This is a genomic window from Parvibaculum sp. (assembly GCF_049671045.1).
Classification (GTDB): domain Bacteria; phylum Pseudomonadota; class Alphaproteobacteria; order Parvibaculales; family Parvibaculaceae; genus Parvibaculum.
Genome location: NZ_JBATUH010000069.1, coordinates 1 through 15858, shown reverse-complemented (window position 1 = coordinate 15858; position 15858 = coordinate 1). Strand labels below are relative to the sequence as shown.

Below are 15858 nucleotides of genomic sequence, written 5' to 3'. Positions count from 1 at the left end.
CGGAGGCGTGGCGCAAAGAAGGCGGAGAAAGACGCCCATGCCGCTGACCGATGCCCAGCTCGAACGCTATGCGCGCCACATCGTCCTCAAGGAGATCGGAGGACAGGGGCAGCAGAAGCTCCTCAACGCCCGCGTGCTCGTGATCGGCGCGGGCGGGCTCGGCGCGCCCTGCCTCATGTATCTGGCGGCGGCGGGCGTCGGCACGCTCGGCGTCATCGACCATGACGCCGTCTCGCTCTCGAACCTTCAACGCCAGATCATTCACGACACGGCCTCGCTCGGCCGGCCCAAGGTCGAGAGCGCGAAGGCGCATCTCGCCCGCCTCAATCCCGATGTGAAGGTCGAGACGCATGACGAGCAGCTGACGGCCGCGAACGCGCTCGACATCGTGTCGCGCTACGACATCGTCGCCGATGGCTGCGATAATTTCGCGACGCGCTTCCTCGTCAACGATGCCTGCCATCTCGCACGGGTGACGCTCGTCTCCGGCGCGGTCGGCCCCTTCGAGGGGCAGGTCTCGACCTTCAAGTCGCATCTGCGCGACGCGGAAGGAAAGCCCTATCCCAATTATCGCGATCTCGTGGGCGAGGCGCCGCCGCCCGGCTCCATTCCCGCCTGCGAGGAGGCGGGCGTGCTCGGTGCGCTCACCGGCGTCGTCGGCTCGCTCATGGCGCTCGAAGTCATCAAGGAGATCACGGGCTCGGGCACGAGCCTTGCCGGACGGCTTCTCATCTATGACGCGCTCGAAACGCGCTTCCGCACGCTGACCTTGAGGCACGATCCGCAAAATCCGCTATCGGGCGAGCACGCAACGATCCGCGATCTATCCGTACACGGATAGACAAGCATCACATGATGGCCGGGATCACTCGGTCAGGCGGGCGGTGGCCGTCCATGAAGGTCTTGATGTTGACGATGACCTTGCCGCCCATCTCCACGCGGCCCTCGATCGTCGCCGAGCTCATATGCGGCAGCAGCACCACATTGCCGAGCTTGAGGAAGCGCGGATCGACGACCGGCTCCTTCTCGAAGACGTCGAGCCCCGCGCCCGCGATCTCTCCCGCCTCCAGCGCGCGCAGAAGCGCGCCCTCGTCGATCACCTCGCCGCGCGCGGTGTTGACGATATAGGCGTCGGGGCGCACGAGCTTCAGGCGCCGCGCGCTCAGCAGGTGATAGGTTGCGGGCGTGTGCGGACAATTCACCGAGATGATGTCGACCTTGGGCAGCATCTGGTCGAGGCTCTCCCAATAGGTCGCCTCCAGTTCCTTCTCGATGACGGCATTGGCGGGCTTGCGGTTGTGATAGTGGATCTCGAGACCAAAGGCGCGAGCGCGGCGCGCCACCGCCTGGCCGATGCGGCCCATGCCGATGATGCCGAGACGCTTGCCGAAGATGCGCCGGCCGAGCATCCAGGTCGGCGACCAGCCGGGCCACTGGCCCTCGTGATCGCGCAGATAGCGCGCGCCTTCAGCGAGCCTGCGCGGCACGGCGAGTATGAGCGCCATCGTCATGTCGGCCGTATCCTCGGTGAGGACGCCCGGCGTATTCGTCACCGTAATGCCGCGACGCAGCGCCGTTTCCACATCGATATTGTCGACGCCGGTTCCGAATTGCGCGATCAGGCGAAGTTGCGGTCCCGCCTGCGCCAGCAGCTTCGCATCGATGCGGTCCGTCACCGTCGGCACGAGCACATCGGCTTCCTTCATGGCGGCGGCAAGCTCGGCGGCGCTCATCGGATGATTGTCCTTGTTCAGACGCACATCGAAGAGTTCTTCCATCCGCGCTTCGATCGTCTCGGGAAGCTTGCGTGTGACGATGACGAGCGGCTTCTGCTTGGTCATGCTCGGAAAGGCCTCTTTCATCAGCTCCTGCCGGAATGTGGCGGAACCTCACCTCGTCCGGCAAACCATTGTCTAGCAGGTCGCGCGGGGGGCGACCAAGCGCCTTCTGGAGACGGGACGGATGCCCGCCGCCTTGACCCGCTCGCCGAGCCCTTGCCATAAAGGTGTGAAGGTCATGCGAAAGAAAGCCGCCATCATCGAAATTTTCCGGCCATGCCGCTCTGAATCCAAACGGAAAACCGCCATGCTCTTTTCCCGGGATCGCGCCGGAACAAAGCCCATGCGGCGCGCGGCGGCGACGGCAATCGTCCTTGTCGCGGCGACCGCCCTGCCCGCCGCCGCCAAATCGGGCGCGAGCGCGCCGGCCGCACCGACGCAGCTTCTCGCCCCCGCCGGCAAGGCCGAGGCGCCGGTGAAGAAAATCATCGGCCCCGTTTCCGGCCTGCCCGTGCCGCGCTTCGTCAGCCTCAAATCGGGGCGAATCAATGTGCGCCGGGGACCGGGCGACGACTACCCGATCGAATGGGTGTTCGAGAAAAAGGGCCTGCCGGTCGAGGTCACGGCCGAGTCCGATCGCTGGCGGCGCATACGCGACCGCGAAGGCGACAGCGGCTGGGTCTGGCACTCGATGCTGGACGGGCGGCGCACGGCGATCATCGTGAACAAATCCGGCGACGGAATGCCCATCGCGCTGCACGCGCAGCCGAACACGTCGTCGCCCATCATTGCCTATGGCGAGCCGGGCGTCGTCGCCCAGCTTTCCGCCTGCAAGGACGCCTGGTGCGAAATCAAGGCGAGTGGATATGAGGGCTGGGTTCGCCGCGATGCGATCTGGGGCACGTATCGGGACGAGAATTTCGAGTAGCGCGAGGGCGAACCTTGCTCCTCAGCTCACGCGAAATCGGCTGCGAGCGAGGCTCGCGTCTCGCCGGCGATGAGTGCCATATGCCCGTAATTCGGATGCGCGATCGCCAGCGTCACCTGCACGGCGGGATCGCGGAATTTCTCGATCTCCTGCACCTTGAAGGGGAAATGCAGGAAGTGGACGGATGACGTCTTGCCGTCCGCCTTGGTGCGCTCGACATCCTGCTCGGGCACGGCCGTCACGCGAAGACCGCCCACATCCAGATAGACGTGATCCTCGACGCCGGTCAGGCGGCGAAGCTCGCGATCGCGGCGGACCTCGTCGTCGATCTCGAACATGAGCGTCGCCACGAGCTCGTCGCCCTTGGGGATCAGCGGATTATAGGCGGCAAGCTCGTCGGCGATCTGCTCCTCGCCGCCGCGCTCGATGTGCAGCATTTCGTGAACCTGCTGGAACATCGTCTCGTAATTCTCGAAATAGAAGGTGGCGAACGGGCCGACGGCCACGCGCCGCGCCCTTTTCATCGCCGTGACGCGGGCGCGGCGTTCGCTGCGCTCGCGCGCATAGACGTCGGGAGAAAGAATGTCGCTGCGCTCGATGAGACGCTTGCTTGCGGGCATGTCGCTACTCCACTGACTTCAGTCGATCAGGCCCCAGGAACGGGCCATGATCTCGATCGGATGCTGCATTTGCGGACGCTGCGGCTCGCCAAGCTCCTCGATCTCCTGCACGAGATGCTTGCCGGCCAGCGGGCAGTCGGATGTGAGATACTTGTTTCCGGTCTTCGCGACGTTGCGGGCGGCGGGCTTTCCGACCTTCATCGCCGTCTCGAAGGTCTCCTTCATCACGCCGAAAGTTCCTCCGTGCCCGGAGCAACGCTCGACGACATCGACCTGGATGCCCGGAATGAGGCGCATCATCTCGGCCGACTTCGGGCCCATGTTCTGGGCGCGCGCGTGACAGGCGAGATGCGCGGTGACGCCGCCTTCCACGGGCTTCATGCCGGGGGCGAGTCCCTCCTTCTTCGCGATGTCGACGACATATTCGTCGATGTCGTAGGTCGCGCGGGAGAGCTTCTGCACATGCTCGTTATCCGGCAGGACGAGCGGCCACTCGAACTTGAACATGAGGCCGCAGGACGCCGTCAGCGTGATGATGTCGTAGCCCTTGTCGATCCATTCGCACATGTCGCGCGCGACCTTTTCGGCCTGCTCGGCGACCTTGGCGAGATTGCCCTGCTCGAGGAAGGGCATGCCGCAGCAGCCGGGATAGGCGACGACCGTCTCGACGCCATTATGCGCGAGCACCTTGCGCGCGGCCTCGCCGACCTGCGGATTGTTGTAATTGACGAAGCAGGTGGCGAAGAGCGCCGCCTTGCGGCCCTTTGCGGGCGCATCCTTCGGCGCGGCCTCGCCGGTCCTGTCCTGGGCTTTCGCGCGCATGGTGAAGGTCTTGCCGTAGAATTTCGGCAGTTCCACCCGCGCGTCGATGCCGGCGACGCTCTCGAGGAGCGGGCGCGTCAGCTTGTTCGAGCGGGAGGAGCCCCAGTTCGCAAGACCGGCGACGGGAGCGGCGAGCTTGCCGTTGCGGTCCGTCTGGCCGAGCTGGCTTGGCACGAAGGGGAAATGGCCGTCGCGCTTCGCCGTGGCGGCGCGGTAGCGCAGCATCAGATGCGGGAAGTCGATGTTGAATTCATGTGGAGGCACATAGGGGCACTTCGTCATGAAGCACATGTCGCAGAGCGTGCAGGCCTCGACCACGGGCACGAAGTCTTCCGACTTCACGCTGTCGAGTTCTTCCGTCGGCGACGCATCGATGAGATCGAAGAGGCGCGGGAAGCTGTCGCAGAGATTGAAGCAGCGCCGGCAGGTGTGACAGATGTCGAAAACCCGGCGAATTTCCTCATCGAGCTTGTCGAGATCGTAGAACTCGGGGTTCTGCCAATCGATCGGATGGCGAATGGGTGCTTCGGTGCTGCCTTCTTTCATTCTCCGCTCTCCGCGTCCAGCAATGCGAAACGGCAGGGGAGGCGGATCAGACCGCCTCCCCGACCCCTGGGTGATCTTAGCTGCCGAGGGTGTCCAGCGCCTTCTGGAAGCGGCCGGCATGGCTCTTCTCAGCCTTCGCCAGCGTCTCGAACCAGTCGGCGATCTCGTCGAAGCCCTCTTCGCGCGCGGTGCGCGCCATGCCCGGATACATGTCGGTGTATTCGTGCGTTTCGCCGGCGATCGCGGCCTTGAGGTTCAGCTTCGTGTCACCGATGGGCTCGCCCGTCGCGGGGTCGCCGACGGCCTCGAGGAACTCCAGATGGCCGTGGGCGTGGCCCGTCTCGCCTTCCGCGGTGGAGCGGAACACGGCGGCGACGTCGTTGTAGCCCTCGATGTCGGCCTTCTGGGCGAAATAGAGATAGCGGCGGTTCGCCTGGCTCTCGCCGGCGAAGGCGGCCTTCAAATTCTCGACCGTTTTGGATTTTGCGAGCGACGACATGATCAACTCCTCACCTTGTTTGCGGACGCGGGCGGCCCTGGAGCAGGGAGCCGGCGGCCGAATTGTTGAATTGACGGCCGGACGGAGCATTTGTGCGCGCCCCGCCTGTTCCGGCCCCCGTCCCCGGGAAAGGGGGACGGTTAACGGCAAGCATAGTGCCCCGGCCACTGTTTGGTCAACAGATCAGAATCGTTCTAAATAATATTTATCAGGGAAACTCAGCCGCTATGGCGCGCCGCGCCCTGCAGGCGGACGATCACATCGACGCGGGCGACATTGGTGCCCTCGGGCGCCTCGGGAAGGCCGCTGATCGCGATCCTGTCGCCGTCGATGTCCATCAGCGCCCCCGAATTCTCGATGAAGAAGTGGTGGTGGTCGCTGGTATTGGTGTCGAAATAGGTCCGCGCGCTGTCGAGGACGACCTCGCGCAGCAGCCCTGCCTCGGTGAACTGATGGAGCGTGTTGTAGACGGTGGCGAGCGAAACGCTCACGCCAACGGTCTGGGCCTCGTCATGCAGCGCCTCGGCGGTGACATGGCGGTCGCCGCCATCGAACAGAAGGCGGCCGAGCGCGAGGCGCTGGCGCGTGGGGCGGAGTCCCGCTTCCCGCAAGCGAGCAAGCGTCTGGCTATATGGCCGATCCTGCGTCACGTACCTGTTCCTTTCGCCCCTTGAGGGAGGGCATTCCGCGCTAGTTTTTAATCATTACAAATCGAAGATGTAGTCCTGTACACAGTTTTGTCAAGATGCCCATGCCAAATCGGCACCCCGGTCATGGGTTTCCGCCCGCCCCCCTAATATGTTAGGAAGCGCGCTACTGAAAAGCCGGGGGAGGGGGTGAGCCTTGCCCCTCATAGAAGATAAGCCTGCCGCGCCAGCGGAAACGCGGCGACGCAAGGGCAAAATCGAGCGGACGGGAATGGCGGACCAAAAATCCAGTTATACTTACGAGGAACTTCTCGAGTGCAGCCATGGGCGCATGTTCGGCCCCGGCAATGCGCAGCTTCCCCTGCCGCCCATGCTGATGATCTCGCGCATCACGCATATCTCGGACAAGGGTGGCGACCACGACAAGGGCCTCATCAAGGCCGAGTTCGACATCACGCCGGACCTCTGGTTCTTCCCCTGCCATTTCGAGGGCGATCCGATCATGCCGGGCTGCCTCGGCCTCGACGGCGCGTGGCAGCTTCTCGGCTTCTTCCTCGGCTGGATCGGCGGGCAGGGCAAGGGCCGCGCGCTCGGCGTCGGCGAGGTGAAATTCTCCGCCATGGTCACGCCCGCGGTGAAGAAGATCGAGTACATTATCCAGCTGAAGCGCGTCATCAACCGGAAGCTCGTGCTCGGCGTGGCCGACTGCACCATTCTGGCGGATGGCGAACTCGCCTATACAATTACCGACATGAAGGTCGGCCTGCAGACAGCGGAACAGCCGGCCTGATCGGGTGCGGCGGATTTGATCCAAACCAAAAGAGAGGCTGCCATGAGACGAGTGGTCGTCACCGGCATGGGGATCGTCTCCTCGATCGGCAATAATTCGCAGGAAGTGCTGGCGAGCCTGCGCGAAGGCAGATCCGGCATCGTCAGGGCCGAGACTTATGCGGAACTAGGCTTCCGCAGCCAGGTTCATGGCAGCCTGAAGATCGACCTCGACGCGGCGGTGGACCGGCGCGCGCGGCGCTTCATGGGCGATGGCGCGGCCTATGCGGCCGTCGCCATGGAGCAGGCGATCCAGGACGCCGGGCTCGAGCCTGGCGACGTCAGCAACGAGCGCACCGGCCTCATCGTCGGTTCGGGCGGGCCTTCGACCAAGGCGATCGTCGCCGCGGCCGACATCACGCGCGACCCCGGCAAGGGCCCGAAGAAGGTCGGCCCCTTCGCCGTGCCCAAGGCGATGTCGTCGACCTGCTCGGCCAATCTCTCGACCTGGTTCAAGACCAAGGGCATCAACTACTCGATTAGCTCGGCCTGCTCGACCAGCGCCAATTGCATCGGCAATGCGGCCGAGATGATCCAGTGGGGCAAGCAGGACGTGATGTTCGCCGGCGGCGGCGAGGAACTCGACTGGACGCTCTCGGTCCTTTTCGACGCGATGGGCGCGATGTCGTCCAAATATAACGACACGCCGGAGAAAGCCTCCCGCGCCTATGACAGGAACCGCGACGGCTTCGTCATTTCGGGCGGCGGCGGCATCCTCGTGCTCGAGGAACTCGAACACGCCAAGGCGCGCGGCGCGAAGATCTACGCCGAGATCGTCGGCTATGGCGCGACGGCGGATGGCGCCGACATGGTGGCGCCCTCGGGCGAAGGCGCCGTGCGCTGCATGCGTCTTGCTCTTCAGGGCGTGAAGGCGCCGGTCGACTACATCAATCCGCATGCAACATCGACGCCGGTCGGCGATATTCCCGAGATCAAGGCGATCCACGAAGTCTTCGGCGCGAAGACGCCGCCCATCAGCGCCACGAAGTCGCTGACCGGCCACGCGCAGGGCGCGGCCGGCGTCCACGAAGCGATCTACACGCTTCTGATGATGCAGAACGGCTTCATCGCGGCCAGCGCGAATATCGAGGAGATCGACCCCGAAGTCGCCGATGCCAATATCGTGCGTGAGCGGATCGACGGTGCAGAAATCAATCTGGCGCTCTCCAACAGCTTCGGCTTCGGCGGCACCAATGCGTCGCTTGCTTTCCAACGCTACGGCGGCTGACGAGCGGCGGGTCGGATCAACCGGTCAACAAAAAAGGTCGGAACAGAATGCACGGGTCGGATCAGAAGGCGGGTGAGGGGCTGGTGCTCGACGGGCCGCTCATGAAAGGACGACGCGGTCTCGTCATGGGTGTGGCGAACGATCATTCCATTGCCTGGGGCATCGCCAAGACGCTGGCGACGCATGGCGCGGAAATGGCCTTCACCTTTCAGGGCGAAGCCTTCGGCCGGCGCGTGAAGCCTCTGGCGGAATCGGTCGGCTCGAAGATCCTCGTCCCCTGCGACGTTACCGACCCTGAAAGCCTAGACAGCGTCTTCGCGACGCTCCGCAAGGAATGGGGCAAGCTCGATTTCGTCGTTCACGCGATCGCCTATTCCGACAAGAACGAGCTCAAGGGCCGCTATGTCGACACGACGCGGGAGAACTTTCTGCGCTCGATGGACATTTCGTGCTTCTCCTTCACCGATGTCGCGCGCCGCGCCGCCGAAATCATGCCCGATGGCGGCGCCATGGTGACCCTCACCTATGAGGGCGCGCAGCGCGTCATGCCGAACTACAACGTCATGGGCGTCGCCAAGGCCGCGCTCGAGGCGAGCGTGCGCTATCTCGCCGCCGATCTCGGCCGCGACGGCATCCGCGTCAACGCGATCTCGGCAGGCCCGATGCGGACGCTGGCCGGCTCCGCCATCGGCGATGCGCGCTTTGTCCACAAGTGGAACAAGACCCACTCGGCGCTGAAGGAGACAATCGAACTCGAGCATGTCGGCGGCGCCGGCCTCTACCTGCTCTCCGATCTCTCGGCCCGCGTCACCGGCGAGATCCATCACGTCGACAGCGGCTTCAACATCATCGGCATGCCGCGCGCCGAAGAGATGAAGGCGAGCGATTTCGACGGCGGCAATGCGGGCTGATTGCCCTCGCTACACCACATCCCGAACGAAAAAGGGCGCCGGATCGACCGGCGCCCTTTGTGCTTTCCGCACGTCTCGTCAGTAGAAGAAGTTGAGCACGATCTGCGAGACCAGCCCGTTCTGCATCGAGGCGAGATAGATATCGCGGTCGACGCGCACCCACTGATAGCCACGCGGCGGCGCCTTGAGCCGATAGGCGCGATAGTCGATCACATAGACGCGGTCGCGATAGATCTTCGGCAGCTTCTCGCCGCGCTTCCACTTGTGGCGAGCATTGTAGCCTTTCGGCGCCTTCCAGGCGGGCCCGCGATAGGCGTCGTAGCGCTTGCCGCCATAAGTGTATTGCGGCTTCGGCGCGGGCGGCTTGACCGCGCCCTGGTTCCAGTTGCCATGACCCGGATGCCCCTGGCTCTGGCCGGGACGGGGCGAATAGTCGGGGTGCTGACCATAGGGCGCCGCCATTGCAGGCGCGGCCAAAATGGAGAGTGTGACGGCGGCTGCGAGCAGATGTTTCATTGGCTGTCTCCTTCGATGGCCCGGCGAACACCCCGGGTGTCTCTGCGATGATCGAAGGCTAGGACATCGAGGCTGAACCCGATCTGAACGGGGCGGACAGCGTTCCTTCATCCGCGCACACACGAAAAAGGGCGCCGGATCAACCGGCGCCTCCTACCAATTTCGTCTGTCTACCGAGCAACTCTAACGAAGGGCTTCCGTCACGATTCCATCCAGTCGATGAAGTCGTTCCAACTAACCTTAACACCGTTAGCGCGAGTGGTTCTCCCCTTGCACCAAATCAAATTAGTTTTGGTGATAACCAGATCGCCGAGATGTTTCGTGCCATCAGGACTATAGACATCTAGCTCAATGCCGTTCTGTTTGATCTCCATATCAACAGACAGATCTTTAATCGAAACCTTCATGTTCCCCTTCCCCTCTCCAGTTAAGTCAATTTGAAGGACCACATGAATAGATATAATATTAATATATAAATACAAAAAGGCAAAAAAGGGCGCCGGATCAACCGGCGCCCTTTGCGTTTTTCTCAACCGTCCGCGGCTCAGTCGCGTTCGCGGCGACGACGGCCACCACCGCCGCCCTCGCGCTTCTCGCGCGGCTGCGGCTCGGGCTCGTTCTCGTAGTGGATTTCCTCGCCCGTTTCCTGGTTCACATGCTTCATGGAGAGGCGGACCTTGCCGCGCTCGTCGAAGCCGAGGAGCTTCACCTTCACCTTGTCGCCCTCGTTGACCACGTCGTTCACCTTCTCGACGCGGTTCGCCGCGAGCTGCGAGATGTGGACGAGGCCGTCGCGGGGGCCGAAGAAGTTCACGAAGGCGCCGAAATCGACGACCTTCACGACCGTGCCCTCATAGATGGCGCCGACTTCGGGCTCCGCGACGATGCCGCGGATCCAGTCGATCGCCTTCTTGATCGACGCGCCGTCCGAGGACGCGACCTTGATCGTGCCATCGTCGGAAATGTCGATCTTCGCGCCCGTCTTCTCGACGATCTCGCGCACGACCTTGCCGCCGGTGCCGATGACTTCGCGGATCTTGTCGGTCGGAACAGTGATGACCTCGATGCGCGGAGCATGCTCGCCAAGCTCGGTACGGGCCGTGTTCAGCGCCTTCGCCATCTCGCCGAGGATATGAACGCGACCGTCCTTCGCCTGGGCGAGGGCCTGCTTCATGATGCCTTCGGTGATGCCGGTGATCTTGATGTCCATCTGGAGCGATGTGACACCTTCTTCCGTGCCAGCGACCTTGAAGTCCATGTCGCCGAGGTGATCCTCGTCGCCGAGAATGTCGGAGAGCACCGCGAAGCGCTCGCCTTCGAGGATCAGGCCCATGGCGATGCCCGCCACGGCGCGCTTCAGCGGCACACCGGCATCCATCATCGACAGCGAGGAGCCGCAAACGGTCGCCATGGAGGACGAGCCGTTCGATTCGGTGATCTCGGAGACGACGCGGATCGTGTAGGGGAATTCGGTCTTCGACGGGAGCACCGCACGCAGCGCGCGCCAGGCGAGCTTGCCATGGCCGACTTCGCGGCGGCCGGTGAAGCCGACGCGGCCCGTCTCACCCACCGAGTAGGGCGGGAAATTGTAGTGCAGCAGGAAGTTTTCCTTGTAGGTGCCTTCCAGCGCGTCGATGAACTGCTCGTCCTCGCCCGTGCCGAGGGTCGAGACGACGAGCGCCTGCGTCTCGCCGCGGGTGAAGAGCGCCGAGCCGTGGGTGCGCGGCAGCACGCCCACTTCCGACACGATCGGACGGACCGTCTTCACATCGCGGCCGTCGATGCGCAGCCCCGTGTCGAGGATCGCATTGCGGACGATATTGGCCTCGAGCGCCTTGAAGACGCCGCCAAGGGTCGTCTCGGTGGGTGCATCGGGGTCTTCCGGGTTGCAGAGCGCGGCGAACACCTTGTCCTTCGCGCTGGCGATGGCTTCGTGGCGATGGCCCTTGTCCTTGACGGAATAAGCGGCGCGCAGATCGCCTTCGACGAGCGCGCGCACCTTGGCCTCGAGCTCCGATTCGTCCTTCGCCGCGAAAGCGCGCGGCTCCTTCGCGCAGCGCTCCGCCATGCGGATGATCGCGTCGATCACCGGCTGGAACTCGCGATGGCCGAACATGACGGCGCCGAGCATGACGTCCTCGGAAAGCTCCTTGGCTTCCGATTCCACCATGAGCACGGCGTCGGTCGTGCCCGCGACAACGAGATCGAGATCGCTCTCGACCATCTCGTCGATCATCGGGTTGAGCTTGTATTCGCCGTTGATGTAGCCGACGCGCGCGCCGCCGATCGGGCCGAGGAAGGGCAGGCCCGAAATGGTGAGCGCGGCCGAAACCGCGATCATGGCGACGATATCGGGATCGTTCTCCATGTCGTGGCTGATCACGGTCGCGATCACCTGGGTTTCATTCTTGAAGCCCTTGGCGAAGAGGGGGCGGATGGGCCGGTCGATCAGACGGGAGACGAGCGTTTCCTTTTCGCTCGGGCGGCCTTCGCGCTTGAAGAAACCGCCGGGAATCTTGCCGGCGGCGTAGGTCTTTTCCTGGTAATTCACGGTCAGCGGAAAGAAGTCGAGGCCGGGCTTCGGCTTGCGCTCACCGACGACGGTTGCGAGCACGGTCGTCTCGCCATAGGTCGCGAGTACCGCGCCGTCGGCCTGGCGGGCGACCTTGCCCGTCTCGAGGACGAGCTTGCGGCCGGCCCATTCAATTTCTTCGCGTGTGGTTTCGAACATATTCAATTTCCTGTTCCGCGCCGCCGCGCATTTCGCGTTCTTGCCACCATCAGGCGGACGGCGCACTTTTCTGCCGCTGTCATCGCGGCCGGACAAAAGGACCGGGCAGGCGGGGGCGTGCGATCACGCCGCACAAACACATGAGGGACCTGACGCCGTGAGACGACGGCCGAAAGGTCCACCCGCTTGCCTTGATCCGTTGACGGACGATTGTCTCTTCGGGCCAAACCCGCCCATACCGCCGATCCGGACGAAACCGCAGCGGCGGAATGAGCGATGAGGTTCAGGCCATGGGGATACATGCACCCCGTTCTTACCTCCGGATTCCCAGACGGGAAATCAGGGATTCGTAGCGCGCCTGATCGTGCTTCTTCACATAGTCGAGCAGCGAACGGCGCTGGCTCACCATCTTCAGCAGGCCACGGCGGGAATGATTGTCCTTCGCGTGGTGCTTGAAGTGCTCGGTGAGGTTGGTGATCCGCTCGGTGAGGATCGCGACCTGCACCTCGGGCGAACCGGTGTCGCCAGCCTTGCCGGCGAATTCATTGATCAGCTGAGCCTTACGCTCGGGCGTAATCGACATCGGGTTATCTCCTATGAACCGAGATTGAACACGCGCACGGGCCTCAGCTCGCCCTGGCCATACTCAGTCAGAGCCACCGGTTCTCCCCGGTGTGTCGCCAGGACCGGCCCCGACAGAATCGGGGCGTCGCGTCCGCGCAATAACACTCCCTGGCCCCGTCTCAAACGGCTGGCGTCTTCAGCGCTCAGGGCCAGGGCCGGGATGTCGTCCAGCGCGGTCTCAAGCGGCAGAAGAAGCCTCGAAAAGGCTTCGGAAGCGGGCGCAATATGGCCGAACGCCATCAGATTATCCAGCGGAATCGCGGACTGCTCCCGGAAGGGGCCATGAGCGGTCCGCCGGAGCGCCGAGACATGGCCGACCGTGCCCAGCGCGCGGGCGAGGTCGCGGGCAAGCGAGCGGACGTAAGTGCCTTTGCTGCAAAGGATTTCAAGCTCGGCATGGTCGGCGTCGGGCCGTCCGATGAAGCGGATTTCGTGGATCGTCACCCGGCGGGGCTTCAGTTCGACCGTCTCGCCCGCCCGCGCGAGGTCATAGGCGCGCTCGCCACCGACCTTGATCGCCGAGAAGACAGGCGGAACCTGCTCGATCTCGCCGGAAAAGCGGGGAAGGGCGGCTTCGATCTCGGCATCCGACGGACGGGCCGGGCTCGTTTCGGTCACGACGCCTTCGGCATCGTCGGTTGCCGTCGCCTCGCCGAAGCGGATGGTGAAGCGGTAGCGCTTCGAGGCGTCGAGCATGAAGGGGACGGTCTTCGTCGCCTCGCCGAGCGCCACGGGCAGGACGCCCGTCGCCAGCGGATCGAGCGTGCCCGCATGGCCCGCCTTCTGCGCATTGAAGAGGCGGCGGACGCGGGAGACGACATCGGTGGAGGTGAGGCCAAGGGGCTTGTCGACGACGACCCAGCCCGAGATCGCCTCCCCCTTCTTGCGCCGGGACATGGAGATCAGTCCTCGTCCGCTTCCGTCTCGCCGCTCTCGTCCCGGTCGAGATCGCGCGCGACGGCCGGCGAATGAAGAAGCCGGTCGACCGCCTCGGCCCGGTCGAATGAGGTGTCGGGCTCGAAGGTCAGATCGGGCATGAACTTGAAGGTGACCTCATGGGCGAGCTGGCCGCGCAGATAGGCCTTGACGCGGGTGAGCGCCCTTGCGAGTGCCGCCGCATCGCCGCCGCCGAGCGGCGCGACGAAGCAGGCCGCATGGCGAAGATCGGGGCTCACGCGCACCTCCGACACGGTGATGACGCGGCCCGAAAGCTCCGGGTCCTGAATGTCGCCGCGCGCAATGATCTCGGCCAGCGCGCGGCGCACAAGCTCGCCCGCGCGCAACTGGCGCTGGCTCGGCCCGCGCATCTCGCGGTGGCCTGGTTTCGATCGGGATTTCTTGTGCATGGCGGCCGTCAGTCCGTCAGATACGCCGGTGGAACCGGAGGCCGTCCCGGAAATCATCCGGAACGGCACCGCATTTGCTGCGCGCGCTCCCCGCTCAGGCGAGGGTGCGCTTGATCACCTCGACCTCGAAGCACTCGATGATGTCGCCGGCACGCATGTCCTGATAGGCCTCGAACGCCATGCCGCATTCCTGACCGGACTGCACTTCCTTCACTTCGTCCTTGAAGCGCTTCAGCGTCGACAGCTTGCCCTCATGAACGACGACGTTGTCGCGGATGAGGCGCACGCTGGCGCCGCGGCGCACGACGCCTTCGGTCACGCGGCAGCCTGCAACCTTGCCGACCTTGGAAATGTTGAACACTTCGAGGATCTGCGCGTTGCCGAGGAAGGTTTCACGAAGCTCGGGCGAGAGCAGGCCGGACATCGCCGCCTTGATGTCGTCGACGAGGTCGTAGATCACCGAGTAGTAGCGGATCTCGATGCCTGCATGGCGCGCGGCATCACGGGCCTGCGTGTTGGCGCGGACGTTGAAGCCGATGACCGGCGCACCCGAGGCGATGGCAAGCGTGATGTCGCTTTCCGTCACGCCGCCGACGCCCGCCGAAATGACGCGCGCGGTGACTTCGTCGGTGCCGAGCTTCTCGAGCGCCTGCACGATCGCTTCGGCCGAGCCCTGCACGTCCGCCTTGACGACGATCGGCAGCTCTTTCTTGTTCTGCTCCTTGAGCTGCGAGAGCATCTGGTCGAGCGAGGTGCGAACGCCGCCGCCCGTGCGCTTGTCGCGCTGAACGCGCTCGCGATATTCGGTGACCTCGCGCGCGCGGGCTTCGCTCTCGACGACGGAGAGCACGTCGCCCGCTTCCGGCGCGCCGCCAAGGCCGAGCACCTCGACGGGAACCGACGGACCGGCGCTTTCGACATTCTCGCCGCGATCGTTGATGAGCGCGCGCACGCGGCCCCATTCGGTGCCCGCGACGATGATGTCGCCGACATGGAGCGTGCCGCGCTCGATCAGGACCGTGCCCACGGGACCGCGGCCGCGATCGAGCTTCGCCTCGACGATGATGCCTTCGGCGGCGCGATCCGGATTGGCCTTGAGATCAAGAATTTCCGCCTGAAGCAGAATGGCTTCCTCGAGCTTGTCGAGACCCATGCGGGTCTTGGCCGAGATCGGCACGGCCAGCGTTTCGCCGCCGAAATCCTCGACCACGACTTCGTGCTGGAGAAGCTCGTTCTTCACCCGGGCCGGATCGGCCTCGGGCTTGTCCATCTTGTTGATGGCGATGATGATCGGCACACCGGCCGCCTTGGCGTGGCTGATCGCCTCGACCGTCTGCGGCATGACGCCGTCATCGGCGGCGACGACGAGCACGACGATATCCGTCACCTTGGCGCCGCGGGCGCGCATGGCCGTGAAGGCGGCGTGGCCGGGCGTATCGAGGAAGGTGATCTTGGCGCCCGAACCCATATCGACCTGATAGGCGCCGATATGCTGCGTGATGCCGCCAGCCTCGCCCGCCGCCACGGCGGTCTTGCGAAGCGCGTCGAGAAGCGAGGTCTTGCCGTGGTCGACATGGCCCATGACGGTGACGACGGGCGCGCGCGGCTTCTTCGCGCTCTCCGGATCGTCCTCGCCGACAAGGCCCTCTTCGACGTCGGATTCGGCGACGCGCTTCACCGTGTGGCCGAGTTCTTCGGCCACGAGCTGCGCCGTGTCGCTGTCGATCACATCCGTGATCTTGTGCATGATCCCCTGCTTCATGAGGATCTTGATCACGTCGACCGCGCGCTCCGCCATGCGGTTCGCGAGTTCCTGAATGGTGATGACCTCGGG

17 protein-coding genes are annotated in these 15858 nt (G+C 64.3%); 5 read left to right on the top strand and 12 right to left on the bottom strand.

The genetic code is table 11. The annotated features are described in order from the left end of the window. The first annotated feature begins 37 nt into the window (after positions 1 to 37). Positions 38 to 841, top strand: a complete 804-nt coding sequence (locus tag WBG82_RS08640) for a HesA/MoeB/ThiF family protein (RefSeq protein WP_424423783.1) — start codon at positions 38 to 40, stop codon at positions 839 to 841. Positions 842 to 848: 7 nt separating this feature from the next. On the opposite strand, the gene WBG82_RS08635 is transcribed toward WBG82_RS08640, so the two are convergent. After that, positions 849 to 1841: a D-glycerate dehydrogenase gene (locus tag WBG82_RS08635; RefSeq protein ID WP_324298248.1), complete on the bottom strand. Its 993-nt coding sequence runs from the start codon at positions 1839 to 1841 to the stop codon at positions 849 to 851. Positions 1842 to 2085: 244 nt separating this feature from the next. Here WBG82_RS08635 and WBG82_RS08630 point away from each other — a divergent pair, with 244 nt between their 5' ends. Continuing rightward, positions 2086 to 2706, top strand: coding sequence for an SH3 domain-containing protein (locus WBG82_RS08630; RefSeq protein ID WP_424423779.1), 621 nt, complete (start codon positions 2086 to 2088; stop codon positions 2704 to 2706). A gap of 26 nt (positions 2707 to 2732) precedes the next feature. Here WBG82_RS08630 and WBG82_RS08625 read toward each other — a convergent pair whose 3' ends face one another. The 4 genes from WBG82_RS08625 to irrA form a co-directional block, all read right to left on the bottom strand. Continuing rightward, complete coding sequence (locus WBG82_RS08625; protein WP_424423777.1) at positions 2733 to 3326, bottom strand: DUF3501 family protein; 594 nt, start codon at positions 3324 to 3326, stop codon at positions 2733 to 2735. 18 nt (positions 3327 to 3344) lie between these two features. Then, positions 3345 to 4694, bottom strand: coding sequence for a heterodisulfide reductase-related iron-sulfur binding cluster (locus tag WBG82_RS08620; RefSeq protein WP_424423775.1), 1350 nt, complete (start codon positions 4692 to 4694; stop codon positions 3345 to 3347). Positions 4695 to 4770: 76 nt separating this feature from the next. Further along, positions 4771 to 5193: a rubrerythrin family protein gene (locus tag WBG82_RS08615; RefSeq protein ID WP_324298257.1), complete on the bottom strand. Its 423-nt coding sequence runs from the start codon at positions 5191 to 5193 to the stop codon at positions 4771 to 4773. Positions 5194 to 5411: 218 nt separating this feature from the next. After that, positions 5412 to 5843: an iron response transcriptional regulator IrrA gene (gene irrA, locus WBG82_RS08610; protein WP_424423772.1), complete on the bottom strand. Its 432-nt coding sequence runs from the start codon at positions 5841 to 5843 to the stop codon at positions 5412 to 5414. Between the two features lie 268 nt (positions 5844 to 6111). On the opposite strand from irrA, the gene fabA reads away from it, so the two are divergent. Genes fabA through fabI form a run of 3 tightly spaced genes read left to right on the top strand, consistent with a single transcriptional unit; the run spans position 6112 to position 8807 of the window. Further along, positions 6112 to 6630 (top strand): 3-hydroxyacyl-[acyl-carrier-protein] dehydratase FabA, encoded by a 519-nt coding sequence (gene fabA / locus WBG82_RS08605; RefSeq protein ID WP_424423769.1) that lies wholly within the window; start codon positions 6112 to 6114, stop codon positions 6628 to 6630. 42 nt (positions 6631 to 6672) lie between these two features. Next, positions 6673 to 7896 (top strand): beta-ketoacyl-ACP synthase I, encoded by a 1224-nt coding sequence (gene fabB, locus WBG82_RS08600; RefSeq protein WP_424423766.1) that lies wholly within the window; start codon positions 6673 to 6675, stop codon positions 7894 to 7896. A gap of 47 nt (positions 7897 to 7943) precedes the next feature. Then, a complete protein-coding gene (gene fabI / locus WBG82_RS08595) occupies positions 7944 to 8807 on the top strand; it encodes an enoyl-ACP reductase FabI (RefSeq protein WP_424423764.1) in 864 nt (287 codons plus the stop codon). A 78-nt stretch (positions 8808 to 8885) separates the two neighbouring features. Here fabI and WBG82_RS08590 read toward each other — a convergent pair whose 3' ends face one another. From WBG82_RS08590 to infB, 7 genes are all read right to left on the bottom strand, one after another. Continuing rightward, the gene (locus tag WBG82_RS08590) at positions 8886 to 9323 is read right to left on the bottom strand and encodes an RcnB family protein (RefSeq protein ID WP_424423762.1); all 438 of its coding nucleotides are present in this window, start codon (positions 9321 to 9323) and stop codon (positions 8886 to 8888) included. Positions 9324 to 9523: 200 nt separating this feature from the next. After that, positions 9524 to 9730, bottom strand: a complete 207-nt coding sequence (locus tag WBG82_RS08585; RefSeq protein WP_424423760.1) for a hypothetical protein — start codon at positions 9728 to 9730, stop codon at positions 9524 to 9526. Between the two features lie 137 nt (positions 9731 to 9867). Beyond that, entirely contained in the window at positions 9868 to 12054 is a 2187-nt protein-coding gene (gene pnp, locus WBG82_RS08580) for a polyribonucleotide nucleotidyltransferase (RefSeq protein WP_424423758.1), read from the bottom strand. 313 nt (positions 12055 to 12367) lie between these two features. Beyond that, positions 12368 to 12637, bottom strand: coding sequence for a 30S ribosomal protein S15 (gene rpsO, locus WBG82_RS08575; protein ID WP_424423757.1), 270 nt, complete (start codon positions 12635 to 12637; stop codon positions 12368 to 12370). Positions 12638 to 12648: 11 nt separating this feature from the next. Further along, on the bottom strand, positions 12649 to 13575 hold the full coding sequence (gene truB / locus WBG82_RS08570) for a tRNA pseudouridine(55) synthase TruB (RefSeq protein ID WP_424423754.1): 927 nt from the start codon (positions 13573 to 13575) through the stop codon (positions 12649 to 12651). A gap of 5 nt (positions 13576 to 13580) precedes the next feature. Beyond that, positions 13581 to 14024 carry a 30S ribosome-binding factor RbfA gene (gene rbfA / locus WBG82_RS08565; protein WP_424423752.1) on the bottom strand — a complete coding sequence of 148 codons (444 nt, stop codon included), beginning with the start codon at positions 14022 to 14024 and terminating at the stop codon, positions 13581 to 13583. A 94-nt stretch (positions 14025 to 14118) separates the two neighbouring features. Further along, a partial coding sequence (infB, locus tag WBG82_RS08560) for a translation initiation factor IF-2 (protein WP_424423749.1) occupies positions 14119 to 15858 on the bottom strand: 1740 nt, incomplete at its 5' end.